This is a genomic window from Chryseobacterium sp. C-71, assembly GCF_020911865.1.
GTDB lineage: Bacteria > Bacteroidota > Bacteroidia > Flavobacteriales > Weeksellaceae > Chryseobacterium.
On sequence record NZ_CP087131.1, the window covers coordinates 21,143 to 46,675 of the forward strand.

20 protein-coding genes and 1 pseudogene are annotated in these 25,533 nt (G+C 34.3%); 15 read left to right on the top strand and 6 right to left on the bottom strand.

Annotated elements, in window-relative coordinates:
- Window positions 1-149: 149 nt before the first annotated feature.
- The 14 genes and pseudogenes from LNP04_RS00095 to LNP04_RS00160 all read left to right on the top strand — a co-directional run bounded on the left by LNP04_RS00095 (window position 150) and on the right by LNP04_RS00160 (window position 18,178).
- A complete protein-coding gene (locus tag LNP04_RS00095; protein ID WP_229984561.1) occupies window positions 150-2,324 on the top strand; it encodes a glycoside hydrolase family 97 protein in 2,175 nt (724 codons plus the stop codon).
- Window positions 2,325-2,582: 258 nt separating this feature from the next.
- A pseudogene (locus tag LNP04_RS00100) lies at window positions 2,583-3,577 on the top strand (bile acid:sodium symporter family protein).
- 30 nt (window positions 3,578-3,607) lie between these two features.
- A complete protein-coding gene (locus tag LNP04_RS00105) occupies window positions 3,608-4,138 on the top strand; it encodes a nuclear transport factor 2 family protein (protein ID WP_229984562.1) in 531 nt (176 codons plus the stop codon).
- 256 nt (window positions 4,139-4,394) lie between these two features.
- Complete coding sequence (locus tag LNP04_RS00110) at window positions 4,395-5,123, top strand: pirin family protein (RefSeq protein WP_229984563.1); 729 nt, start codon at window positions 4,395-4,397, stop codon at window positions 5,121-5,123.
- 129 nt (window positions 5,124-5,252) lie between these two features.
- On the top strand, window positions 5,253-5,804 hold the full coding sequence (locus LNP04_RS00115) for an NADPH-dependent FMN reductase (protein ID WP_229984564.1): 552 nt from the start codon (window positions 5,253-5,255) through the stop codon (window positions 5,802-5,804).
- 258 nt (window positions 5,805-6,062) lie between these two features.
- Window positions 6,063-7,055 (top strand): phosphoribosylformylglycinamidine cyclo-ligase, encoded by a 993-nt coding sequence (gene purM, locus LNP04_RS00120; RefSeq protein WP_229984565.1) that lies wholly within the window; start codon window positions 6,063-6,065, stop codon window positions 7,053-7,055.
- Between the two features lie 117 nt (window positions 7,056-7,172).
- A complete protein-coding gene (gene purN, locus LNP04_RS00125; RefSeq protein WP_229984566.1) occupies window positions 7,173-7,739 on the top strand; it encodes a phosphoribosylglycinamide formyltransferase in 567 nt (188 codons plus the stop codon).
- Between the two features lie 361 nt (window positions 7,740-8,100).
- The gene (gene purH / locus LNP04_RS00130; protein ID WP_229986326.1) at window positions 8,101-9,615 is read left to right on the top strand and encodes a bifunctional phosphoribosylaminoimidazolecarboxamide formyltransferase/IMP cyclohydrolase; all 1,515 of its coding nucleotides are present in this window, start codon (window positions 8,101-8,103) and stop codon (window positions 9,613-9,615) included.
- 84 nt (window positions 9,616-9,699) lie between these two features.
- Window positions 9,700-10,938, top strand: a complete 1,239-nt coding sequence (gene purD, locus LNP04_RS00135) for a phosphoribosylamine--glycine ligase (RefSeq protein WP_229984567.1) — start codon at window positions 9,700-9,702, stop codon at window positions 10,936-10,938.
- Window positions 10,939-11,173: 235 nt separating this feature from the next.
- Complete coding sequence (gene guaA, locus LNP04_RS00140) at window positions 11,174-12,703, top strand: glutamine-hydrolyzing GMP synthase (protein ID WP_229984568.1); 1,530 nt, start codon at window positions 11,174-11,176, stop codon at window positions 12,701-12,703.
- 81 nt (window positions 12,704-12,784) lie between these two features.
- Window positions 12,785-13,609 carry a GLPGLI family protein gene (locus LNP04_RS00145; RefSeq protein WP_229984569.1) on the top strand — a complete coding sequence of 275 codons (825 nt, stop codon included), beginning with the start codon at window positions 12,785-12,787 and terminating at the stop codon, window positions 13,607-13,609.
- Between the two features lie 427 nt (window positions 13,610-14,036).
- Entirely contained in the window at window positions 14,037-14,873 is an 837-nt protein-coding gene (gene pheA, locus LNP04_RS00150) for a prephenate dehydratase (RefSeq protein WP_229984570.1), read from the top strand.
- A gap of 83 nt (window positions 14,874-14,956) precedes the next feature.
- On the top strand, window positions 14,957-16,600 hold the full coding sequence (locus tag LNP04_RS00155) for an AarF/ABC1/UbiB kinase family protein (protein WP_229984571.1): 1,644 nt from the start codon (window positions 14,957-14,959) through the stop codon (window positions 16,598-16,600).
- Between the two features lie 225 nt (window positions 16,601-16,825).
- On the top strand, window positions 16,826-18,178 hold the full coding sequence (locus LNP04_RS00160; RefSeq protein WP_229984572.1) for a DEAD/DEAH box helicase: 1,353 nt from the start codon (window positions 16,826-16,828) through the stop codon (window positions 18,176-18,178).
- A 64-nt stretch (window positions 18,179-18,242) separates the two neighbouring features.
- Here the strand turns inward: LNP04_RS00160 and LNP04_RS00165 are convergent, their stop codons facing one another.
- From LNP04_RS00165 to LNP04_RS00190, 6 genes are all read right to left on the bottom strand, one after another.
- A complete protein-coding gene (locus LNP04_RS00165) occupies window positions 18,243-18,710 on the bottom strand; it encodes a hypothetical protein (RefSeq protein WP_229984573.1) in 468 nt (155 codons plus the stop codon).
- 4 nt (window positions 18,711-18,714) lie between these two features.
- Window positions 18,715-19,371 carry a GDSL-type esterase/lipase family protein gene (locus LNP04_RS00170; RefSeq protein ID WP_229984574.1) on the bottom strand — a complete coding sequence of 219 codons (657 nt, stop codon included), beginning with the start codon at window positions 19,369-19,371 and terminating at the stop codon, window positions 18,715-18,717.
- Window positions 19,372-19,440: 69 nt separating this feature from the next.
- Window positions 19,441-19,899 carry a lipocalin family protein gene (locus LNP04_RS00175; protein ID WP_229984575.1) on the bottom strand — a complete coding sequence of 153 codons (459 nt, stop codon included), beginning with the start codon at window positions 19,897-19,899 and terminating at the stop codon, window positions 19,441-19,443.
- A 204-nt stretch (window positions 19,900-20,103) separates the two neighbouring features.
- Window positions 20,104-21,267: an iron-containing alcohol dehydrogenase gene (locus tag LNP04_RS00180; protein WP_229984576.1), complete on the bottom strand. Its 1,164-nt coding sequence runs from the start codon at window positions 21,265-21,267 to the stop codon at window positions 20,104-20,106.
- A gap of 121 nt (window positions 21,268-21,388) precedes the next feature.
- Window positions 21,389-21,619, bottom strand: coding sequence for a hypothetical protein (locus LNP04_RS00185; protein ID WP_229984577.1), 231 nt, complete (start codon window positions 21,617-21,619; stop codon window positions 21,389-21,391).
- A 481-nt stretch (window positions 21,620-22,100) separates the two neighbouring features.
- Window positions 22,101-22,331, bottom strand: coding sequence for a hypothetical protein (locus LNP04_RS00190; protein WP_229984578.1), 231 nt, complete (start codon window positions 22,329-22,331; stop codon window positions 22,101-22,103).
- Window positions 22,332-22,923: 592 nt separating this feature from the next.
- Here LNP04_RS00190 and LNP04_RS00195 point away from each other — a divergent pair.
- Window positions 22,924-25,458, top strand: coding sequence for a phosphoenolpyruvate carboxylase (locus LNP04_RS00195; RefSeq protein ID WP_229984579.1), 2,535 nt, complete (start codon window positions 22,924-22,926; stop codon window positions 25,456-25,458).
- Window positions 25,459-25,533: the final 75 nt, after the last annotated feature.

Below are 25,533 nucleotides of genomic sequence, written 5' to 3' on the forward strand. Positions count from 1 at the left end.
TTTCTCCACTTTGTTACGAAAAAACACTCGAATTGACGAATCCAATATTGCAATTTTTCAAAATGCACAACGGTTAAGAATCTTTATTTGATTTATTACTAATTGTTGATGGTAATTTTTTATTTTTAAACTTTATAAAATTCAATAAGATGAAAATTACAACAAGCGCAGTTTTGCTTTCGATGATGTTTACAGGTTTGAATGCGCAGTCTCTGAAATCTCCTGACGGAAAATTTGAAATGAATTTCCAGTTGAAAAACGGAGTTCCTTTTTACAATTTAAAATACAACGGATCTACGGTTGTTGAAGATTCCAAGTTAGGATTAAGACTTTTTAAAGATACTTCGGTAACATTTGCTTCAGAAATTGCTAAAACTGAAGATGCGAAATTTGATTTGAATAATGATTTCGTTAAAACTTCTGAGAAAAGGGATTCAAAAAATGAAACCTGGCAACCAGTTTTAGGCGAAAAGAAAAATTACATTAATCATTATAATGAATTGGCGGTTACGCTGAATCAAAATTCAACCGACCGAAGTATTGTGGTTAAATTTCGATTGTTTAATGATGGTTTGGGCTTCAGATATGAGTTTCCACAGCAGAAAAATTTGAATTATTTTGTCATCAGGGAAGAAGATACAGAGTTTGATTTTCCAACCGACATGAAAGCTTGGTGGATGGTTGCCGATTACGATTCTCAGGAATACAAATATCAGGAAACCAATATCTCTGAAATTCCGCAAAAATGGGATAAAGCTTTTGATTCTAATGCATCTCAGAAATTAATTAAAAATGCAGTTCAGTCACCGTTAATGCTAAAGAAAGAAGTTAATCTTGGTTATACCGGAGTTAAACCCGCACTTTACATAAATATTGCAGAAGCAGCAGTTTTAAATTATCCAGCGTCTCATCTTGAAGTTTATGCTCAGAATTTTAAATTTAAAACTCATCTTACGGCAGATAGACAAGGCGCAAAAGGATATATTCAGACTCCTTCTGTGACTCCTTGGAGAACCATTATTGTTTCGCCAAAAGCTGAAGATTTGATGGATTCTAAAATGCTTTTTAATCTAAATGAACCTACTAAATATACCGACACTTCTTACATAAAACCTACAAAATACATGGGAGTCTGGTGGGAAATGATTATCGGAAAATCGCAGTGGGCTTATTCTACAGCAGATAATGTGCATCTTGGAGTAACCGATTTTTCTAAATTAACACCCAACGGAAAACATGGAGCCAATAATACAAAAGTTAAAGAATATATCGATTTTGCCGCCGAAAATGGTTTCCAAGGACTTTTAATTGAAGGTTGGAATGTTGGTTGGGAAGATTGGTTCGGTCATTCAAAAGAATATGTTTTTGATTTCCTGACGCCTTATCCTGATTTTGATATTAAAATGCTGAATGAATATGCTCAATCTAAAGGTTTAAAATTAATCATGCACCATGAAACTTCGGGTTCGGCAACCAATTATGAAAGATGGGCAGATCAGGCTTTTCAAATGATGAATAAATATGGCTACACGTCTGTTAAAACTGGATATGTTGGTGATATTATTCCAAGAGGAGAGCATCATTATTCGCAATGGACGATTAATCATTACTACAGAATCGTAGAAAAAGCCAATGACTATAAAATCATGGTCAATTCTCATGAATCGGTGCGTCCGGGAGGAGAAAGCCGTACCTATCCGAATTATATTTCAGCAGAAGCCGCTCGCGGAACAGAATACGAAGCATTTGCAGGAAATAATCCAGACCATCAGACGATTCTTCCGTTTACAAGATGGATGGGCGGTTCTATGGATTATACACCGGGAATTTTCCAGACCAAATTAGATTATTATTTTCCGGGAGATCAACGTTTTGTGAAAACTACTTTGGCAAAACAGTTGGCGTTGTACGTAACAATGTACATGCCTTTGCAGATGGCTGCAGATCTACCTGAAAACTACAAAAAACACATGGATGCTTTTCAATTCATCAAAGATGTGGCGGCAGATTGGGATGATACCAAAATACTTTCGGCAGAACCGGGAGATTACGTGATTACGGCAAGAAAAGCGAAAGGAACTGAAGATTGGTTCGTAGGTGGAATTACGGATGAAAACAAGAGGGAATACACCGTAGATTTTTCATTTTTAGATAAAGGAAAAAAATATGAAGCAACCATTTATGAAGATGGAAAAGATGCAGATTACATAAACAATCCTCAGAGTTATAATATTTACAAAAAACAGATTAACAGTAAAACTAAAATCAATTTTAAAATGGTTCGAAGTGGAGGTTTTGCCGTTTCCATAAAGCCCATAAAATAAATAATTCGTAATTTTATAGTCCTTAAAGCCAAAAACTTTAAGGATTTTTATTTTACTACATGATATTTTTACCAAAAAAGAGACAAAATATTTTTTGATGAAATAAGGTATTCAAAAGCTAGCAAAACAAATTATAAATGAAAATTTTACATTTTGTAAACTTTTTGAATTTCTCTTTTTTCAATTATTTCTTTTGCGGTAAAAAAGACTTTCTATATTTTTTTTCATGTATTAAAAATTTATTTTAAAACGATGATTATGAAGTTGATTTCTAAAATTTTCACCAAGCAAAATACTTTTCTTTTTTTATTAATTGTAATGGTTTTGCTCGCTAACCTAATTCCATTTCAACCCTCTTACAGTCGATATTTTAATCTTTCTGCATTTATCGATTGGGGAATTGCCGGAATTTTTCTTTTATATGGTTTAAAATTAAATTTAAAAGAAGTGGTGAAAGATGTTTCCAACTGGAAATTACATTTGCTGATTCAATCTGGAACATTTATCTTGTTTCCTTTATTGGTTTTACTATTTTATCCGTTTGTAAAAGTTTCTCAATACTACAATATCTGGCTTTCAGTGTTTTTTCTTGCAAGTTTACCATCAACGGTTTCGTCTTCGGTTGTGATGGTTTCTATTGCGAAAGGAAATGTAACTTCAGCCATTTTTAATGCGTCAATTTCTGGTTTAATAGGAATTATAATGACACCGCTTTTGATGAGTTTTTTCCTGACTTCAAATGGCGAAGATGCTAATCAGACAGAAATTATTGAACAACTACTACTAAAAGTTCTTCTCCCAATTATCTTAGGAGTTTTATTAAATCCTTTTTAAAAAAATGGGTAACAAAGTATTCAAATGTTATCGCAGAATTTGACCGACTGATTATTTTATTGATTGTCTACGAAAGTTTTTCAAGCGCATTTATAGAAAATATTTTTGCTTCTGTTCCTTCTTTGGTATTTGTGATTTTGGCTTTCAGTGTGGTTTTCCTGTTCTTTGCAGTTTATTATATTCTTAAATTTTTAGCTGAAAGATTACACTTTAAACCTAAAGATATTATTACGACAACATTCTGCGGCTCAAAAAAATCCTTGGTTCACGGAAGTTTGTTTCTCTTGGTTTTAGGGATTCCGGACGAACAAAAAGTTTTATTTCTGCTTCCTGTAATGATTTATCACAGTTTTCAGTTGTTTTATGTAAGTTGGTTAGCAAACAGGATTGCAAAACGTATGGAATTGGTCGAATCTTAAATTTAATTATATTTAAAGAAAATTATGATTATGAATAGAACAAAATTTTTCTTTGCTTTAACAATCTTTCTATTTGCTTTTTCAAACTTTTCAGCGCAATCTAAAGAAGCAAAATTTGAAAATGAAAAAACAGCCATTTCAAAAATGCTTGATGATTTCAACGTTGCTGCTGCCAATGCGGAATTTGAGAAATACTTCAGTTTTTTTGCTGATGAATCTACGTTTATCGGAACCGATGCAACGGAAATCTGGAATAAAAAAGAATTTAAAACCTGGGCAAAACCTCATTTTGACAAAAAAAAGACTTGGAATTTTACGTCCTTGAAAAGAAATATCTATTTCAGCAAAGACGGAAAACTGGCTTGGTTTGACGAATTATTAGATACTCAAATGAAAATCTGCCGTGGCTCCGGAGTTTTAGAAAAAATAAACGGAAGCTGGAAAGTAAAACAGTACGTTCTCTCGATGACGATTCCAAATGATGTTTCGGACAAAGTGGTTTCAGAAAAATCTGCGTTAGAAGATGTTTTGTTACAGGAATTAAAATCTTCTAAAAAATAAAAAGCAATTAAAAACAGTGAAAAAATCAATAGAAGCGGACTTTAGTCCGCTTTCTTTATGTTGCTGGGAAATTGGCTTTAGCCAAAATTTAATTATAAAGATTCAACAATAAAATTCACTTAAAAGAAAATTGACGCTTGACAATTCACCACAAAACCTTTCTTATCTTACGTCAATATTTCCGGAATCTGCAAGCTGTACATTTGTATCATAATTAATAGCAACAATAATTAAGTAACAAATAAATAATAAAAATATGAAAACAGTATATCACAAAGCAGATTCTAGAGGTCACGCAGATCACGGTTGGTTAAATTCTTATCACACCTTCAGTTTTGCAGGCTATCAAAACAGAGAAAGATCCAACTTCGGAGTGTTGAGAGTTTTAAATGACGACACCGTTTCTCAAGGAATGGGTTTCGGAACGCACCCTCACAAAAACATGGAAATCATTTCAATTCCGTTGGAAGGAAATTTAGAGCATAAAGACTCTATGGGAACGACTGCGGTAATCAGAAAAGGAGAAATTCAGGTAATGAGCGCAGGAACCGGTGTAATGCACAGCGAATACAATCAAAATAAAGATGAAGCTGTAAAATTCTTACAAATCTGGGTTTTCCCGAGAGAAGAAAATGTTGAACCAAGATATGACCAGAAAAGCATTAAAGACGGAGAAAAAATCAACGGATTCCAGCAGATTTTATCTCCAAATAAGAACGATGACGGAGTTTGGATTCATCAGGATGCATGGTTTAATCTGGCTAATTTCACCAAAGGAAACGGTAAAAACTATACCATCAATAAAAAAGGAAATGGCGTTTACGCATTTGTCTTAAAAGGCAGTGCAAAAGTGGGAGACAGAATCTTAAACGAAAAAGATGGTTTAGGAATCTGGGACACCCAAAGTTTCAACATTGAAGCGGTAGAAGACACCGAGATCCTATTGATGGAAGTTCCTATGGATTTACCATCATATTTAAAATAAAAAATAATATTTTCGCACTACAAAAATTCCTCTCCTCAATTCCCCTCCTCTGGAGGGGTGGCGAAAAATTTTCGATTTTTTGACGGGGTGGTTTAAAATAATCGATATAACTTAAAAATAATTACATAAATGAAAATCCTAGCCATAGCAGGAAGCAATTCCGATACATCAATCAACAGACAATTAGTAACTTACGCCACAACATTGTTCGAAAATGCAGAAATAGAAATCGTAGACATGAACTATTTTGAAATGCCCATCTACAAGCACCAAAGAGAAGTAGAAAACGGCGTTCCACGACAAGCAATTGATTTCGCTTCAAAAATTGATGGCGCAGATGTACTTTTAGTTTCTTTATCTGAACATAACGGAACATACTCAACAGCATTCAAAAACGTTTTCGACTGGACATCAAGAATCAAACAAAGAGCAGTCTGGAACGAAAAACCAATGTTACTAATGGCGACAGCTCCCGGTGGAAGAGGTGGTTTAGGCGTTTTAGAAGCTGCCGAAAAGCGTTTTCCTTTGCATGGCGGAAATATTGTAGACACTTTTACGCTTCCTTTCTTTAATGATAACTTTGATAAAGAAAATCAAAAGATTTCTAATGCAGAGAAAGACAGTGAGTTAAGAGAAAAAATAGCAAAGATTTCTGCTCTTGAAACAATCTTAGAAAAATAGCATTTGAATATTAACATAAAATTAATATCTTTGCAAAAAGAAAAAAGAATGAAGATTCAGTCCACTTTCAAAGAATGTTTTTCAGTTTATGGAAAAACTGTGGACTCTGAAACTCTCAGATAAAACATCAGCCGATAATCGACCAAGATTGTCGGCTTTTTTATTTAGATAATTAAAAATAAATTGTACCAATTTACCATCATTACAAGTGAAAACATTGTTAGATTGCTAAACTGATACATTGTTACATTACATACTATGAGCAATACTTACAAATCTGCAGGTGTAGACAAAGAAGAAGGTTACAAAACCGTTGATAAAATCAAAAAAGCGGTGGGCGAAACGCACAACTCCAATGTATTGAATCATTTGGGAAGCTTCGGTGCTTTTTACGAAATCGGTGGTTACAAAAACCCGGTTTTGGTTTCAGGAACTGACGGAGTAGGAACGAAACTTAAAGTTGCTTTAGACTCAAAAAGATACGATTCTATTGGGGTAGACTGCTTCGCAATGTGTGCCAACGACATTCTTTGTCACGGTGCAAAACCTTTGTTTTTCCTTGATTATTTAGCTTGCGGAAAACTGGATTCCGAAATCGCTGCAGAGATCGTTTTAGGAATGGTAAAAGCTTGTAAAGACAACAACTGTGCATTGATTGGTGGTGAAACTGCCGAGATGCCTGGAATGTATCAGCCTGGAGATTACGATGTTGCAGGATTCTGTGTAGGAATTGTTGAAAAAGACCAGATTATTGACGGTTCGAAAATCAAAACAGGAGATAAAATCATCGCTTTACCAAGTGCAGGATTTCACTCAAACGGATTTTCTTTGGTAAGAAAAATATTCCCGAATTTCGAAGAAGAATTTGAAGGGAAACCTTTGTACGAGACACTTTTGGTGCCTACAAGATTATATTTTAAAGATATTCACAGCGTAATCGAAGAAGTGGAAGTTTCAGGAATTGCTCACATTACAGGGGGCGGTTTGTACGAAAATATCCCAAGAATCATCGGTGACGGATTGTGTGCTACAATCGATGCCTCAAAAATTCAGATTCCTAGCGTAATGTTGGAGCTTGAAAAAAGAGGAAACATCGCTCGTGAAGAAATGTTCGGAACCTTCAATATGGGTGTCGGAATGATCGTTGTTGTTGATCCGGAACATGCTGAAAAAGTATTACATCTTTTAGATGACGCTTACGAAATCGGACAAATCACTGAAGGAAGCGAAAAGATTGATTTGAAATTTTAGGAGCTTAATCCCGCTTTCCGCTATATCTTTTGTTCCGCTTCGCTACACAAAAGGATGCCGCTTCAATCGGGGCTAGTTAATAACAGTCAAAACCTTGACAAGGCTCATAAAATAAAAATGAAAAACTTAGTTATACTCGTTTCAGGTTCAGGAACCAATCTTCAGAGAATTATTGATACTATTGACAGCGGAGAAATCCAGAATGCAAAAGTATCTTTAGTTGTTGCCGACAGAGAATGTTACGGGCTTGAAAGAGCAAAAAAACATAACATAGAAACTGTGTTGATTCCGAGAGGAAAAAACTTCAGCAGTGACTTGGGTAAAATCATTCCGAAAAATACAGATTTAATTGTATTGGCAGGATTTTTATCCATCCTCAAACCTGAGTTCGTGGAAAGTTGGGAAAATAAAATTATCAATATTCATCCAGCCTTACTTCCAAAATACGGTGGAAAAGGAATGTGGGGACATCATGTTCACAATGCGATAATTGAAGCTAAAGAAAAAGAAAGCGGAGCAACTGTTCATTTTGTAACCGTAGGAATCGATGAAGGAGAAGCAATCCTCCAAAAATCATTCGAAGTCACAGAAAACGACACTCTCGAAACTTTAGCAGAAAAAGTTCATAAAATCGAATATGAAATTTTTCCAATAGCTATTAATAAAGTATTAGGAAATAATTAGAAACTAATTATTAGAGATATAAAAATTCCCCTCCCTTGGAGGGGTGGCAAAAATTCTTTGAATTTTTGCCGGGGTGGTTTAAAACATCTAACACTTGAGTAACCTTCGCTAAAAACAGAAATACTCAACAAAAACATAAGGCCTCGACTCAGTTCAGCCTGACAAAAAAGACACACTTAGATAAAAAAGAATATTTCGAAAAAGTAAAAAATCTAAGTAAAAGTAAGATCGGAGGTGAAAGAACCGATCTACAGTTTGAAATAACTGTAAAAAGTAAAAGTTGAAAAAGTCCTCAATGGACAAAGTAAAAATGAGTGAAAATCGCAATCCTGCGATTTTCGCTTCAAAAAATGAAAAATCTATGAGCAAGAGAGTTTTGATCAGTGTTTCTGACAAAAGCGGATTAACAGAATTCGCACAGTTTTTAGAATCTCAAAATTATGAATTGATCTCTACAGGAGGTACATTCAAACATTTGAAAGACGCTGGTTTAAATCCGATTCAGATCGATGAGGTGACCGATTTTCCTGAAATGCTGGACGGAAGAGTGAAAACTTTACACCCGAAAGTTCACGGTGGTTTATTGGCAGTTCGTTCAAACGACGAGCACATGAAAACTGTTCAGGAGCACAATATCGGTTTGATCGACATAGTAATTGTGAATTTGTATCCGTTTTTTGAAAATGTAAACAAAGACATTTCATTACACGAAAAAGTAGAATTCATCGACATCGGAGGTCCTTCAATGCTTCGTTCGGCTGCTAAAAATTTCGATTCTGTAACCGTTATTACTGACGTTGAAGATTACGAAAAAGTAAAAATCGAAATGGAACAAAACGGTGACACGTTCATCGAAACCCGTAAAAGATTAGCTGGAAAAGTATTTAATCTTACTTCAGCTTATGATGCGGCGATCTCAAGAATGCTTTTAGAAGAAGATTATCCAACTTATTTAAGCGCTTCATACAAGAAAGTTTCAGACCTAAGATACGGTGAAAACCCACATCAGACAGCAGCGTACTACGTTTCAACTTTTGAAAATGGTGCGATGAAAGATTTCGAACAATTAGGAGGTAAAGAATTATCATTCAACAACCTTCGTGACATGGATCTTTGCTGGAAAGTAGTTACTGAATTTAAAGAAGAAATGGCTTGTTGTGCCGTAAAACATTCTACACCTTGTGGAGTGGCGATCGGAACTTCAGCTTTAGAAACATACAAAAAGACTTTCGAATGTGATCCTGTTTCAATCTTCGGTGGAATTGTAGCCGCAAACTTCAAAATTGACGCTGCAACGGCTGAAGAATTAAACAAAACATTCCTTGAAATCGTAATGGCTCCTGATTTTGATGAGGATGCTTTGGAAGTTTTAAGAAAAAAGAAAAATTTAAGAATTATTAAAATCGTTAATCAGGTTTCAGATAAGCAAACTTGGGTAAAAGTTGACGGTGGAATCTTGGTTCAGGATAATGACAGTATTTTCTCAGACGATATTAAAGTGGTTACTGAAACTCAACCAACAGAAGAGCAGAAAAAAGCTTTATTGTTTTCTCAGAGAGTCGTAAAATACGTGAAATCAAACGCCATCGTTGTTTCAAACGGCATTCAGGCTTTCGGAATTGGCGGTGGTCAGGTGAACAGAATCTGGGCGACTCAACAGGCAATTGAAAGAGCAAAAGAGAAATTTACAGGAGAATTAGTTTTAGCTTCTGATGCATTTTTCCCTTTCCGTGATGTGGTAGATTTCTGCGCTCAGGAAGGTATTACAGCAATTATCCAACCTGGAGGAAGCGTGAAAGATCAGGAAAGTATTGACGCTGCCAACGAACACAAAATCCCAATGATGTTCACAGGGGTAAGACATTTCTTTCATTAAAATTGAATTAAAATAGTAATTTGAGATTGTATTTATAGCATTCAAAATTATATATTTGTAAACTAGATTAGAAATAAATAAAGTATGAGAATATTAATCATAGGTGAAGGTGGAAGAGAGTCTGCACTGGCAGCCAAACTTCAAAAGGACAGCAGAGTTACTAAAATGTTTTTTGCCAACGGAAATGCGTCTACAGATGCAATCGGGCAAAATGTTCATATGTCAGACATCAAAGAATTGAGAGATTTTGCGATAAAAGAAAAAGTAGATTTGACGATTGTAGGTCCTGAAGCTCCTTTGGTAGCTGGTTTGAAGGATGAATTTAAGAAACATGATCTTAAAGTTTTCGGTCCAAACCAGAAAGTGGCAAGTCTTGAAGGAAGTAAGGCTTTCTCTAAGAAATTTATGCAGACCTATGATATCAAAACAGCAAAAGCTGTAGTATTTGATTCATATAACGAAGCTAAAGAATATGTTCAGAATCAGGAATATCCTTTGGTAATCAAAGCGAGTGGTTTAGCTGGTGGAAAAGGTGTTGTTATTTGCGACACTCTTGAAGAAGCTGAAGCGACGATCCACGATTTCATGATCAGAAGAATCTATGGTGATGCGGGTATTCGTTTGGTTATTGAAGAATATTTACAAGGTTTTGAGGCATCTATTATTGCATTCTCAAACGGTGAAAAAATCTTCCCTTGTATTGCTGCCAAAGATTATAAAAAAGCTGGAAACGGTGATAAAGGCCCAAACACAGGTGGTATGGGTTCTGTAGCGCCAAGTCCGGAATTTACAGCAGAACATACAGCAGATTTTGAAAAAAATATTTTAGAGCCAACGTTGAAAGGTCTTAAAGCAGAAGGTTTCAGTTTCAAAGGAATCATTTTCTTCGGATTGATGGTGACTAAAAACGGAACATACTTATTAGAATACAACATGAGATTCGGAGATCCTGAAACTCAGGTTTTGATGGCGTTGATGGAAAACAATCTATTAGACGTAATCAACGACTGTATGAACGGAAAAGATCTGGATCTTAAATTCAAAGACGAAAAAGCAGTTTGCTTGGTAATGTGTTCAGGTGGTTACCCTGGAAACATCGAAACTGGTTTTGAAATCACAGGAATAGAAAAAGCAAAACACAGCCAGGTATTGTGTGCAGGAGCTGTAAAGAAAGGTGACAAAATAGTTTCTAACGGAGGTAGAGTAATGAACGTAGTTGCTACGGGAGCTACTTACGACGAAGCCAGAAAGAAAGTATATGAAGACGCACTTCACGTTCACTTCGATTACAGTTTCTACAGAGAAGACATCGGTAAATTTTAATATAATGCCCTGATTTTTTCGGGGCTTTTTTATTAGAAGCCGGGAACCTGCTGTCCACTGTATCTTTTTTGTCATTGCGAAAGACGTGAAGTAGTTTGTTGAACTATTTCTCAATCGCAATAACAAAAAAGGATGCCGCTTCCATTAGGGCTAGGGTTTTCGTACTTTTAAAAAATTAGGTAAAATCAACATCATTTGTTTTATCATTTATAAATTATCAATCATCAATTATACAATGAATAACGGTATTATCATATTAGATTTCGGATCTCAGTACAACCAGCTTATCGGAAGAAGAATCCGTGAGATGGGAGTGTATTCCGAAATTTTACCATTCAATACACCATTAGCAACAATTTTAGAAAAACAGCCAAAAGGAATCATCCTTTCTGGTGGACCGAGTTCTGTAAATGCAGAAAATGCTCATTTGGTTGAAAAAGAATTGTACGAGCAAGGAATTCCAGTACTGGGAATTTGCTACGGAATGCAGCTTACCGCACATCTTTTAGGCGGAACAGTACACAAAGGTGTAAAAGGCGAGTACGGAAAAGCACATTTGGATATTGTAAAAGAATCTTCTTTATTGAAAGGGGTTACTCAGAATTCAGTAGTTTGGATGAGCCACTTTGACGAAGTAGGAATGTTGCCTGCAGGATTTGATTTAAACGCAAAATCAGGCGTAATCGCTTCAATTGCTAACGAAGAAAAGAAAATCTACTGCGTACAGTTCCACCCAGAAGTTTCTCACACTGAAGAAGGTGGTAAAATGTTGGAGAACTTTGTTTTCGCAATCTGTAATGCAGAGAAAAACTGGAAACTGACCAATTATATCGACAAAACAGTTGAAGAAATCAAAGAAAGAGTAGGAGACAACAAAGTGATCCTTGGTCTTTCAGGAGGTGTAGATTCTTCTGTGGCTGCCGTTTTAATTCACAAAGCGATTGGTGATCAGCTTCATTGTATATTTGTAGACACTGGACTTCTGCGTAAAGACGAAGACGTAAAAGTGATGAAAAATTACGGCGAGAGTTTTAATATGAACATCAAATTGGTTGACGCTTCAGAAAGATTCTTATCAAAATTAGCAGGTGTTGATGATCCTGAAACCAAAAGAAAAATCATCGGAAACGAATTTATTCATGTTTTCGACGAGGAATCTCATAAAATTGAAGGTGCAAAATTCTTAGCGCAAGGAACAATTTATCCTGACGTGATTGAAAGTCAGTCGGTAAACGGACCTTCAGCGGTAATCAAATCTCACCACAACGTGGGCGGACTTCCGGAAGAAATGGAGTTTGAATTGCTGGAGCCTTTAAGAGAATTGTTTAAAGACGAAGTAAGAAAAGTGGGTGAAGAATTGGGAATTCCTCATCATTTGGTACATAGACATCCTTTCCCGGGTCCAGGTTTGGGCATCAGAATTTTAGGTGCTGTAGATGCTGAAAAGGTGAAAATCCTTCAGGAAGCTGATGATATTTTCATCGAAGAGTTATACAAAAATGACTTGTATGAGAAAGTTTCTCAGGCATTCGTAGTTCTACTTCCGGTAAAATCTGTCGGAGTTATGGGTGATGAAAGAACGTATGAATACACCGCAGTAGTTCGTTCGGCAAACACCATCGACTTTATGACAGCAACGTGGAGCAGACTTCCATACGAGTTTTTAGATACTGTTTCCAGCAGAATCATCAATGAAGTAAGAGGAATCAACAGAGTAGCTTACGATATTTCAAGCAAACCACCTGCAACCATTGAGTGGGAATAATTTTTACTTGAATTTTAATATAAATCCTGCCTTTTGGTGGGATTTTTTGTATATTTCTAAGATGTATTTTATCACGATTCTATGAAAAATAAAATTATTGTTCTGTTAGTTTTTCTTGTTTTTATTAAAAATTTTTCTCAAAAAAGATTTGTTTACGAATACAAATTCGTTCCGGATGTTTCAAAAAAAGATTCTGTGCTTACAGATTATATGAATTTGGATTCCGATATGAAAAATTCGGTTTTTTACAGTTCATTTAAAAGTGTTTCTGATTCTTTAAGACAGGAAATGGCAAGTAATAAATCTATAAAAACAAATTTGCCTTACTACAATCCTAATTTAATTTATACCATCACAAAAAACTATTCTAAAAATTCTGTTGCTTATCACATCAAAGATAATGGAGTTAAATTTAAATTAACTGAAACAAAACCAATTAATTGGAAGATTTCAAAAGAAACGAAAATTATCAATAATTTAAAATGTCAAAAAGCAACAACAAATTTATACGGTAGAAAATGGATTGCATGGTTTAGTCCTGAAATTGCCATTCAAGATGGTCCGTATAAATTTAATAATCTTCCTGGTTTGATTGTGAAAATTGAAGACACAGAAAAAAATCATTCATTTGAACTTACTGAAATTAAAAATATCAAAAGTTTAAAATTAAGTAATGATTATAAAAATGAGAAAGAAATAACTCAAAAACAGCTCAATCAATTATTTGACGACCGCGCAAAAAATATAAACTCAAATATTGGCGAGATGTTGGTTCACCCCAATTCAATAGGTTTTGTTATGAAAGATGGAAACGTGATTCAATTTAACAGCAATACTAAAAATATTGAAAAAGAACTTGAGAATGCTGTAAAAAGAACAAATAATCCGATTGAATTAAAATTGTAATGATAAAATTCTATTGAATCTGGTAGTTAAATATTTGCAAAATAGTTACAATGTATGTCATTCCGGTAGGAATCTAAATTCTCATTTGTTATTCTTAGAATGATAAATCTCTTCTAAAAATATTAATGCTTCTCTTCCTAATTCAGTTCTTTCTAAGCAAGAGCGATGAACTCCCTCATCATTAAAGATGTAAAACTTATCATTTTCATCTGAAGTAAAAGCAGGAAATGAAACAATATCTTGTCCTTCGTTTAAAGTTTTTTACAAATAGGACATTCACTTTGATTTAGAAAAATTATTGCCATTTAAATGATTTTCAATTAGTGATTTAAAGTAAGAATTTTGAATATATCTACAAATAATATTTTAAAATTTCTACAAATTTAGATTAGTAGAAATTTTTGATTATATTTTCTAAATTTGCTCTATGAAAATAGCCTACCTTGGTCCTCAAGCAAGTTTCACGCAATTGGCGGCATCTCAGATTTTCCCGAATGAAGAATTGATTTCTCAGTCGAGTATTTTAGACTGTTTCAATGCCGTGAAAAATAATGAAGTAGATAAAGCCGTCGTTCCTTTAGAAAACTCTATTGAAGGAACGGTTTCAATGACCCTCGATTATTTATATGATTTTGAGGTTTTTATTGAAACAGAATTGGTTATGCCGATTGCGCATCATTTAATGATTCATCCGAATAACGAGACTTTTGAAAAGGTCATTTCTCATCCCCAAGCTTTGGCGCAGACTTTTCATTTCAGGTATGACAATTTTAAAGATATTCCGTCGCAGGATTTTAGTTCTACAGCAGCTTCAGCAAAATTGGTTTCTGAAAATCCACAAGAAAAATGGGCGGCAATTGCGAATCGATATTCTGCAAAATTGTATGGATTGAAAATCATTCATGAAAATATTCAGGATTTTGAGCAGAATCATACCAAGTTTATCGTGATTTCAAAAAAGAAAGAAAGTTTGAAACTTGATTTACTGCAGACTTCTGAGAAAACATCATTGATCATCACACTTCCCGAAGATCATGCCGGAGGACTGCATCAGGTGCTTTCCGTTTTTGCATGGAGAAAAATGAACCTTTCAAAAATTGAAAGCCGGACCTTGAAAACAGGTTTGGGAAATTACTTTTTCTTTATCAATGTCGCCAGTGAGTGGCATAATGTTCTGTCTCAAAATGCAATTGATGAAATAATTGCTTTAGGCTGTAATGTGAAATTTCTAGGACATTATGATGAATATATTTTTACTGAATAGTTTAATGAAATTTCATTTTCAAATTATAATCCAATAGGAATAATTTTTGAAGTTACTTTGCAATTCAATTCATTCTCAAAATTATGTTTGATAAACAACAGCGAAAGCTGAAAAGATCTGCCCGATTAATTTCCGTTTTAAGTAAATACGGCTTCAAAGATATGATTGCCAGAATGGGCAAAAAACCGGAAGAAAGTTCTTCGGCTTCTGATGAAATTATTTCCAAAGGAACCGTTTATGAAAGAATACGATTGGTTTTAGAAGAACTCGGTCCGACTTTTGTGAAGCTCGGACAGACATTCAGCAACCGTGAAGATCTGCTTCCGCCAGAATTGATTCAGGAATTGCAAAAACTTCAGGATCGGGTAGAAGTGGTTGAAATGAATGTCGAGGAAATTCTTGAAAATGAATTCAATATTGTTGTTAAGGATCATTTCTCAGAAATTATTGCAAAACCTTTGGCTACAGCTTCTATTGCTCAGGTGTACAGAGCGACTTTAATTTCAGGAGAAGAAGTCATTTTAAAAATCAAAAAACCAGATGTTCTCAGTGTCATTGAAGATGATTTGTTGCTCATTAAAGATTTGGTGAAGTTGATTTCCACCTACTCTGAAATCGGTTCAAAATTAAATTTAAAACAAGCTATTGCAACCTTCGAAAAATCATTACTTGAAGAAGTTTCTTTGGTTAATGAAAGGAATAATATCAAACAGTTTGCTTTAAATTTTAAAAACAATAAAGAAACCTACGTTCCGATTATATATGACGAATTTTCGAACAATAATGTCCTTTGCATGGAATTTATTGACGGAATTAAAGTAACCGATAAAACAGAACTTTTAAATAATAATATTGATCCTGTAGTTGTTTCTGAAGGTGGCTTGAGACTTTTTGTTTCGCAAATTTTAGATTATGGTTTCTTTCATGCCGATCCTCACGCCGGAAATATTTTGGTGAAACGAGACGGAAAAGTAGTCTTTATTGACTTTGGAGCCGTCGGGAAAATTCAACCAAATGACAAAGAAATTCTCGAAAGTCTGATTGTGGCTTTTGTCGCCAAAAATTCAAATAAAATTGTTCGTTATCTCAAAAAAATGGCGGTCAGCTATGAAATTCCGGATGAAAGAAGATTTGAAAATGACGTGGAGGAAGTTTTGAATTTTGTTCACAGCACTTCGCTGAAAGATATTGATCCGCATATCATCATCAATAAAATGAAAGATGTTTTAAAAGACAATCAGTTATATATGCCTGATTATTTTTATCTTTTATTTAAAGGAATCGGTTTGATAGAGGGTGTCGGAAGAACCATCAATCCTGATTTGGATATTGTAAAAAGTCTTCATCCGTACACCAAAAAAATCCTGACCAGAAAAATAAGTCCGAAAAAACTCTTCAAATCCGGAATGGATAAGATGATGAATTTCACTGATAATGTAGATGAAATTCCGAAAGAGTTGCGTTCAGTTCTGCAGAAATTGGATGATAACAAATTCACCATTTCAAGTGAAATTAAAAATATTGAGAAGACCAATCAGCTAATAAAATCAAGCATTATCAATTTAATTTTGGCGATGGTTTTGGGAGCAAATATTATTGCCACAGCCATTGTTTTTGTTTCAGAATCCGGACCAAGAATTGGTGAAATGTCTTTGGTTGCTGTTTTAGGATTTGTCTTTTCAGTTTTGTTGGTTGTTATTCTTCTGCTGAGAATTACGAGGAAGTAGAATATAAGATAAGCGAATTTACAGTTAGAAAATCAACGGTTAGTTTGTCATTCCAGAGGAATCCCAACAAAGAAAAGTTTTTAGTTGCTTAGATTCCTACCGGAATGACAAACTTTATGTTAACTTTTTAAACAAAAGTTAGACATGAAACTTACCGTAATTCATCTTCTATCTTACAAATTTTTGCAATAATACACAACCAAATTAATTGCCTATCTTTGCAAAATGGAAAAACTCACTTTTGCAGACTTTGACCTTCCGGTAAAAGTTCTTGATGTTTTAGCAGATTTAAATTTATTTGAGCCTACTCCAATTCAGGAGAAGAGTATAGGCCCGATTCTTTCAGGAAGAGACGTGATGGGAATTGCACAGACAGGAACAGGGAAAACGTTGGCATATCTTCTTCCGGTTTTGAAGACCTGGAAATACAATAAAACGGGAAATCCTACAGTTGTTATTTTGGTTCCTACAAGAGAATTGGTTGTTCAGGTATCAGAAATTGTTGAAAAACTGACAGAGAATATCACTGCAAGAGTAATCGGAATTTACGGTGGGAAAAATATCAATACACAAAAGCTTTTATTCAACGACGGTTGTGACATTTTGGTGGGTACTCCTGGTCGAATTATGGATTTAGCGATTGATAATGCAATTTCATTAAGAGAAGTTCAGAAGTTGATTATTGATGAGTTTGATGAAATGCTGAATTTAGGTTTCAGACCTCAGTTGACACACATCTTTGAAATGATGAGAGAGAAAAGACAGAATATTCTTTTCTCGGCAACCATGACCGAAGCCGTTGATGAAATGCTGGATCAGTATTTTGCAGGCCCAATTGAAATTTCATTGGCAAAATCCGGAACTCCGCTTGAGAAAATTGAGCAGACTGCTTACAAGGTTGAAAATTTCAATACAAAAATCAATTTGCTTGAACATTTGTTGAAGAATAATGATGATATGTCTAAAGTCTTGATTTTCGCGAATAACAAAAAGCATTCAGACTTATTATTTACAAAAATCAATGAGCTTTTCCCTGAAGAATTTGATGTGATTCACTCCAATAAATCTCAAAACTATAGATTGAAAGCGATGAAACGCTTTGAAAATGAGGAAATCAGAGGTTTGATCACGACGGACGTTATGGCGAGAGGTCTGGATATTTCAAATATTACCCACGTTATCAACTTCGAAACTCCGGAAGTTCAGGAGCAGTATATTCACAGAATCGGTAGAACGGGTAGAGCAGATAAAGACGGTAAAGCCATCACTTTTGTGACTAAAAAAGAAGAAACTTTAGTACTTGACATCGAGTTATTGATGGATAAAGAATTAAGGTATATCGACTTCCCATCTGAAGTGAAGATCAATCCGAAAAAGATTATTTCTGAAGAAGACGTAATTTTGATGAAGAATCCTGCACAAGGTAAGCTTTATGAAGGCGGAGGTGCATTCCACGAGAAGAAAGACAAAAACAAAAAAGAAAACTGGGGCGGACCATCAAAAAGGAAAGAGCCTAAGAAATTCGGAGCCAACAGAGCACAACAGAAAGCAATCTCAAAATCGAAGAGAAAGAAATAAATATAAAAAAACGATTCCAATTTTGGAATCGTTTTTCTTTATGTTTCAATATTTAATCGTAAAATTACTCGTCATCATCTTCGTAGAGAAAATTTAGTTCATCATCACGCTGAACGTAATCTCTTGAAATTCCTGGTGGATTGAAAAGTCCCCAATCGTCTACGATAAAATGCTTTGGATTAAAACCTTCTACCCATTCGGCAAAAAGGATCCTAAATTCTTCAATCAAATTTCTGATGATTTTGTAATATTTTGCATCTTCAAAATCAAACATTTCTAAAGTATTTCCACCGACCATAATGTCTCTTGCTGCTTTTCTGATAATTGCCGCATTTTCCATTTTGATGTCATACAATTTTACAGCTTCCGCACCGGAAATTTTTGCCTGTATTACCATGCTGTCTTCTAAAAGATTTGATTTCAGATGCTGCAAATAATCATTATCTTCAGGGAAAAGATCTGTGATGGTATTCAAAGCTTGGTAAATTTCTTCAGCTTTTTTAAAAATTGGAATTTCTCTGGATGATTGCATTATTTTATTTCATATAAGGTTTCATAACTTTCGTCCAAAGCTGATAACCTTCCGGTGTCATGTGAAGCATATCTTCTATAAAAAGGTCTTTTTTGATATTTCCATTAGCATCATTCATAACCTTTGTAATGTCTATGAAATCTGCATTTTTTTCTTTCTTCATGAATTTTGCGATTTTCTTATTGGCTTCTTTCATTTGAGGCCAAAGATGCTCGCGGCTTGGAGAATATTTAATTGAAATATAATCAACCTGAATATTTGGAAATTTTTCACGAATTTTTCTGTAAAAAGTCTTGTATCTATCGACTACGACTTTTGATTTTAACTTGGCATCATCTGCAAAATCATTTTCACCACAATAGATGATAATTTGCTTGGGCTGATAAGGGTTTAATAAATCTTCAGAATAATAATTGAGATCTGTCAACCTTGAGCCTCCGAAACCTCTATTAATAATCACCTTTCCTGGAAAATAATCTGAAACGTTCTGCCATTTGGTAAAAGATGAGCTCCCAATTAAAAGAATAGCATCTTTCGGTGGTGCAGATTCCTGATCAAGTTTTTTGAAATTTTGGATGTCCTGCCAGTACATTGGTTTTTTTTCCTGCGAAAAAATAAGGGCAAAGGTGAGCAAAAGAAATGCTGCGAAAATCTTCTTCATTGTTTTCTAATTTTTGTAGGAAATAAATATAATAAAAAACTCCCGATATTTTCGGGAGTTTTAGTTATTTTATCTCACATAGCTGATCTGTGTGAAGTCGATGACTTTATCGCCATTTTGGTCAATATTGCCGACCATCGTCATTAATTTCATTTCCGTACTGCTTAGAATCAGTACTTTATAAACGCTTGGAAGGTCATTGTCATATTGGATGGTCAGTAGTTTCTCTTCTGCATCATAAGAATATTTACCTTCTGTTTTACTGCTTGTACATGTTGCTCCCACTCCGGTTACTGCTGTGTACGCTGCATAATAATCAATTCTGAATTCTGTTGTACTTTTTGCACTACATCCGGTAGGTGTATCGGTTGAAATTACAGTTTTAAGATCTTTTCCAGAAACAACTTCTGATTTTGTTGCCTTCCATTCACCTTTTAGCATATCCAATTCATAGTTTTGAATATCATCATCTTCACAAGAACTAAGCGCTAAGGCTGAAAAGGCAAATAAAAGTAAGTATTTTTTCATTTTCACAAATTTAAGAATATGCTAAAATATAAATAAATTTGAAATATTTATAATGAAATTAAGGTTTTTTAAACTAATGTTTATAAAAAATGTAATTTTAAGGTTAGAAGAGGGAAGTTAAAGGCTGGAAGTCATAAAAAGATGGAGATTTATCATGTAAACCTCCAAATAATTCCAGCTTCCGACTTCTATCCTCCAACTATATTAATAACTCATTTCTACAATTTTATAAGCATCTTGTGGTGTCAGATTTTTATTTTCTCCCAGAGCCAGCCAATTTCTTTCTGTGAAAGCTTTTTCTACACGTTCTGCTGTGTTTTGATAATCCTGGGTGTAATCTGAAAGTTTAGTTTGAATGTCCAGACTATGGAAAAACTCTTCCATCTTTTTGATGGCAGCTTCGGCTTTTTCTTCTAAGCTTCCTTCAGTTATTTTCCATACTCTTTCTGCGTATTGAGCTAATTTTTCTTTTTTGGTTTCAAAATTATAGCGGTAGTGAGAAGGTGCAATTACAGCGAGTGTTCTTGCGTGGTCAATACCATAATAAGCGGTAAGCTCATGTCCCATTGCATGAACTGCCCAATCGGTAATCACTCCCTTTTGAATAAGTCCATTTAAAGCCATTGTACAGCACCACATAAAGTTTCCTGCCGCATCGTAATCAAAATCTTCTGCCATCACTTTTGGTGCAGTTTCTTGTAAAGAGATTAGAATACTTTCGGCAATTCTTTCCTGAAGATCAGCCGAAGATGGTGACGTCATATATTGTTCTAAAACATGCGTATAAGCATCGGCAATACCGTTGGCAATTTGTTTTTTTGGAATAGATTTGATGACTTCAGGATCCAAAACTGAGAATTGAGGAAATAATCCTGGCCCGCCGGATGATAGCTTTTCGTTGGTTTCTCTTCTTGAGATAACATATCCTGAATTCATTTCAGAACCAGTTGCCGGTAACGTTAGAATAGTACCAAAGGGCATTCCTTCGCCTTCGAAGGTTCTTACTGGTTTTTTTAAGATTTCCCAAGGCTCTCCGTCATAGTTTGCTGCTGCAGAAAGGAATTTCACTCCGTCAATTACAGAACCACCTCCCACAGCAAGCAAATAAGTGATATTGTTTTCTTTGATAAACTGTAAGGCTTTTACTAAAACTTCATACTCAGGATTCGCAGGAACGCCGCCAAACTCCTGAACATCATGGTTTTTCAAGGCATCTTTTACCTGGTCATAAACACCATTGCTTTTGATGCTTCCACCACCATAAATCATTAAGACTTTGGCATCTTGCGGAACTTCTTTTGAAATTTTAGCGATTTCTCCTTTACCGAAAAGTATTTTTGTTGGATTTTTTAACTCGAAATTAAGCATTGTTCTAAATTTATTTTAGATCAAATTTACGCATTGAACAACGAAATTTCAGTTAATAAAAGTGTAAAGTTTGTATGATTGAATTTTATTAAAACTATGAGGCGTTTAAACAACTTTGTAATTAAAGTTGCTGCAATCTTGATTTCTCATCATTAAATCTTGTGCGGAAAATTTTAAGATATTGATTTAATTGTGAGTCAGTAATATCTAGTTCATCAATTGCTATCTCAATTCTTTCATTTTTATGATAAAATAATAAATAATTAACTTCACTGCTATTGTCGTGTTTTGATTTTTTAAAAGTATAAAATCTTGAGATGATTCTTTCATTTTCTATATCATACCAATTCATGAATGGCTTTTTCACTATTTGTATTCCTTTCCTATTTATTGTAATGATGGTGGAATTCATTTTTCTTATTTCTTTATAAATCATCATTACAGAGAATATCATTACAGAAATTGGCATTATTGCAACAAGGCTAAAAAAATATCTATTCCCTTTTTTAAGACATGATATAGAAAGAATGTACTGATTATTATAAATATTGAATACGTTAAAATAATAATGGCATTAATGGATTTAGAAGTTTTTATGTGTATTTCATTTACATAAGAATGGATTTTTGAGTTCTCCTTAAGTAATGTTTCCATTTTGTTTTCTCTGAATGCAAAGAATATGCTTGCAATTGTTGACAAAAAGAAAGTAATGGAATATTTTTAAGAAAAAAAATTCCAATGGCACATGTGATTATTGCAACTATAATAAGAAAATGTATGCGGGTTTTATGCATAACAATAGTACTATTTAATGTACTTAGATTCTCTTGATTTTATTTTTCAGTATTAATCTGTTTTAAACCGATGACGCTAGGAAGTAGAGTAATAAAACATCCGGTAGATATAGGTAGAAGCGCATAGTTTTTATTAACGATTGCAAGATAAAAGAGAAATGAACACGCAATAATCATAACGATTCCCAATCCTATCAATGCACCTGTAAGTGTTTTCTTTTTTGCTTCTAATTGTTCCGTGGTAAGGTCTGCTAATTTATTATTTTTCATAACAACTATATTTTATTACTCTAAAACTGTGATGATAGAAAATAATAATGTATTCTCTTAAACATGCTTATTTAGTTTTGATTTTGGTAAAGCGAAAATACAAAATATGTCGGAGAAACTTAATTAATTCTCTTGTTGTTGAAAAATAATTACTTGATTAACCTCTTAAATGCAATATTCTGGACTTGATTTCTTCTCTGATTTTTTTTAATCTAAAATGAGAAGATATAATAGAATAGCTGAAGAATATCGGGAAGAAAGTGTAAAACCCGAATCCTTTTTCAGCGGTTACGAAAATTGAAATTGCTATGATGAAAAGGAAAAGAATGGTATTATAAATGAAGCTTTTTTTTGCCTTGTTTTCGTTCCGATAAAGCTCGTCGATCGTTTGGTGAGATAATGGTTTTTCAGTCATAATAAATGATTGTAAACAAATTTGAATATAAATATAGGGTTAATTTTTTTAAACAATTGCTGATTCTTGTCTTTTATTATTCTTTTAACCTATCTGAAAATTAAAAATAAATTAAATTTCACACTTTTTTAAACTCAATCGCTCGCAATTAAATGTAAAATCTACTACATTTGTTGTATGAGACACGACCAGCGCGCAGAAAAATTCAGGCAGATTGTAGAAAATAAATTTCAAATCTACAATTCATTATTTATGAGCCTGCCTTATGATAAAATGACAAACATCGGGATGCTCCTCCCGTTTTTATATGAAGAAAGCAAAGAAGGTTACCAGGCCGGGAAAACTCCTGAACAAATTGTAGAAGAATTCTTTGCCAATCATACCGATTTACAGACAGAAGAACAAAAACTCGAATTGTTGTTTAAAATCATTCAGTATATTGAGAGACAAGTTGTTTTGTTTGATAGTATTGAAGATGCAGCGTTTCCAAATTTACATTCTGAAAGTGACAGCGGAACAGTAACCAATCTTTTTGAGCGCTCATTACAAGATCATAAGCTGGAGAAAGTGCGTGAAAAGTTGCGAGATTTTACGGTGAAAGTAGTTTTTACCGCTCACCCGACTCAGTTTTATCCGAGTTCGGTGCAGAGAATTCTGCATGATTTAAGAAAATCAATCACCGACGATTCTATTACCAATATTGACATGCTTTTGCAGCAATTAGGGAAAACTCCATTCGTGAATAAAGAAAAGCCAACTCCGATTGATGAAGCTTTGAGCATCATTCATTATCTGAGGTATGTGTATTACGATACGATTGGCGAACTGTTTACCAAAATAAAAACTACTTTTGGCAATGGACATTTTCATTTGCATGAAGACTTGATTCAGCTTGGTTTCTGGCCGGGTGGCGACAGAGACGGAAATCCTTTTGTGACAGCAGATGTTACGAAAAGAGTTTCTGAAGAACTGCGTTCTGCCATTTTAAAATCTTATTACGGAAATTTAAAAGATGTCAGAAGAAGATTGAGCTTCAGAGGAGTTTCGGAAGTTTTGGGACAACTGAGTGCTGAATTGTACACTGCCATTTTTAGAAACGAAAGGATCACTGCAGAAGATATTCTTAAAAGATTAAATGAAGCAGAGAAAATATTAGTTGAACAACACAATTCGCTGTTTCTCGATCAGCTTGAAAATTTCAAAGACCGTGTGAAAATCTTCGGAACTCACTTCGCAACTTTAGATATAAGACAAGACAGCAGAATTCATCAGCAGGTGATTGATGATGTTTATAAAGCTAAATTTGGTGAATCTGAGGTTAGCAACGATGAGAAATTTAACCAATTAATTCATGTTTCAGAAAAAATAGAGGCTGATGGTTTCGAAGATATTGTAAAAGATACTCTAATTAATGTTGCTCAGATAAAAGATATACAGTTTGCCAACGGAAACCGTGGGATGAATAGATACATTATTTCAAATTCTGATGCGGTGAAAGATGTGATGAATGTGTATGCATTCTTCAAAATTACAGGCTACAAAGACGAAGAAATCAATATGGATATTGTTCCGCTTTTCGAAACCATGGAAGGTCTTGAGAATGCCGAAAGTGTAATGACCGAATTATATAAAAATCCAATCTATCAGAAACATCTTGAGAGAAGAGGAAACCAGCAGACGATTATGCTGGGGTTCTCAGACGGAACTAAAGATGGAGGTTATTTGAAAGCCAACTGGGAAATTTATAAAGCGAAAGAAGTTCTCACAAAACTTTCAGAAGAAAACGGAATTAAAGTAGTCTTTTTCGACGGTAGAGGAGGTCCACCAGCGAGAGGTGGCGGTAAGACTCACGATTTCTATGCTTCGCAAGGTAAAACGATTGCCAATAATAAGATTGAATTGACCATTCAGGGACAAACCATTACAAGTATTTTTGGAAATAAAGAGCAGGCGAAATATAATTTTGAACAGCTACTAACTGCCGGAGTTGAAAACGATGTATTTAAAAATTCTAAGAAAGATTTAACTGAAAAAGAAAGAACTTTAATTCTTGAGCTGGCCAATATCAGTTATAAAAAATATTCAGACTTAAAGGCGCACCCGATGTTCGTACCATATCTTCAGGAAATGAGTACGCTTGAATATTACGGAAAAACCAATATCGGAAGCCGACCATCAAAACGTGGTGGTGGAAACGAGTTGAAATTTGAAGATTTAAGAGCAATACCTTTTGTGGGATCGTGGTCGCAGTTGAAACAGAATGTTCCCGGTTTCTTCGGTTTTGGTTTTGCAATGCAGCAGTTGAAAGATGAAGGAAGATTTGATGAAGTAAGAGAGTTATATAGAGGTTCTGACTTCTTTAAAACTTTAGTTTTAAACTCGATGATGAGTATGAACAAATCTTATTTCCCATTGACTTATTATATTAAAAATAATCCTAAATTCGGCGAATTCTGGAATGTACTTTTCAGTGAATACAATCTTTCAAAAGATATTATGCTGGAATTGACTGGCTTTAAAATGCTTCAGGAAGAAGATCCGTTATCAAGAAAATCGGTTAAAATCCGTGAAAAAATTGTGCTTCCGTTGTTGAGCATTCAGCAGTATGCTTTAATGAAAATTCAGAAAGGTGAAGGTAATAAAGAAGCGTATGAAAAGCTTGTGACGAGATCGTTATTCGGGAATATTAATGCGAGTAGAAATTCGGCGTAATGGTATGCAATTCAGTTTAATGCTTACTTAAAATATGCGTATTTGAATTAGGATCGACTTCAAAAATCACCAATC

Bases quoted from the DNA above. Each gene is read 5' to 3' on its own strand.
- LNP04_RS00095 (WP_229984561.1), top strand. From the start codon at position 150: ATGAAAATTACAACAAGCGCAGTTTTGCTTTCGATGATGTTTACAGGT.
- LNP04_RS00105 (WP_229984562.1), top strand. From the start codon at position 3,608: ATGAATAGAACAAAATTTTTCTTTGCTTTAACAATCTTTCTATTTGCT.
- LNP04_RS00110 (WP_229984563.1), top strand. From the start codon at position 4,395: ATGAAAACAGTATATCACAAAGCAGATTCTAGAGGTCACGCAGATCAC.
- LNP04_RS00115 (WP_229984564.1), top strand. From the start codon at position 5,253: ATGAAAATCCTAGCCATAGCAGGAAGCAATTCCGATACATCAATCAAC.
- purM (WP_229984565.1), top strand. From the start codon at position 6,063: ATGAGCAATACTTACAAATCTGCAGGTGTAGACAAAGAAGAAGGTTAC.
- purN (WP_229984566.1), top strand. From the start codon at position 7,173: ATGAAAAACTTAGTTATACTCGTTTCAGGTTCAGGAACCAATCTTCAG.
- purH (WP_229986326.1), top strand. From the start codon at position 8,101: ATGAGCAAGAGAGTTTTGATCAGTGTTTCTGACAAAAGCGGATTAACA.
- purD (WP_229984567.1), top strand. From the start codon at position 9,700: ATGAGAATATTAATCATAGGTGAAGGTGGAAGAGAGTCTGCACTGGCA.
- guaA (WP_229984568.1), top strand. From the start codon at position 11,174: ATGAATAACGGTATTATCATATTAGATTTCGGATCTCAGTACAACCAG.
- LNP04_RS00145 (WP_229984569.1), top strand. From the start codon at position 12,785: ATGAAAAATAAAATTATTGTTCTGTTAGTTTTTCTTGTTTTTATTAAA.
- pheA (WP_229984570.1), top strand. From the start codon at position 14,037: ATGAAAATAGCCTACCTTGGTCCTCAAGCAAGTTTCACGCAATTGGCG.
- LNP04_RS00155 (WP_229984571.1), top strand. From the start codon at position 14,957: ATGTTTGATAAACAACAGCGAAAGCTGAAAAGATCTGCCCGATTAATT.
- LNP04_RS00160 (WP_229984572.1), top strand. From the start codon at position 16,826: ATGGAAAAACTCACTTTTGCAGACTTTGACCTTCCGGTAAAAGTTCTT.
- LNP04_RS00165 (WP_229984573.1), bottom strand. From the start codon at position 18,710: ATGCAATCATCCAGAGAAATTCCAATTTTTAAAAAAGCTGAAGAAATT.
- LNP04_RS00170 (WP_229984574.1), bottom strand. From the start codon at position 19,371: ATGAAGAAGATTTTCGCAGCATTTCTTTTGCTCACCTTTGCCCTTATT.
- LNP04_RS00175 (WP_229984575.1), bottom strand. From the start codon at position 19,899: ATGAAAAAATACTTACTTTTATTTGCCTTTTCAGCCTTAGCGCTTAGT.
- LNP04_RS00180 (WP_229984576.1), bottom strand. From the start codon at position 21,267: ATGCTTAATTTCGAGTTAAAAAATCCAACAAAAATACTTTTCGGTAAA.
- LNP04_RS00185 (WP_229984577.1), bottom strand. From the start codon at position 21,619: ATGAATTGGTATGATATAGAAAATGAAAGAATCATCTCAAGATTTTAT.
- LNP04_RS00190 (WP_229984578.1), bottom strand. From the start codon at position 22,331: ATGAAAAATAATAAATTAGCAGACCTTACCACGGAACAATTAGAAGCA.
- LNP04_RS00195 (WP_229984579.1), top strand. From the start codon at position 22,924: ATGAGACACGACCAGCGCGCAGAAAAATTCAGGCAGATTGTAGAAAAT.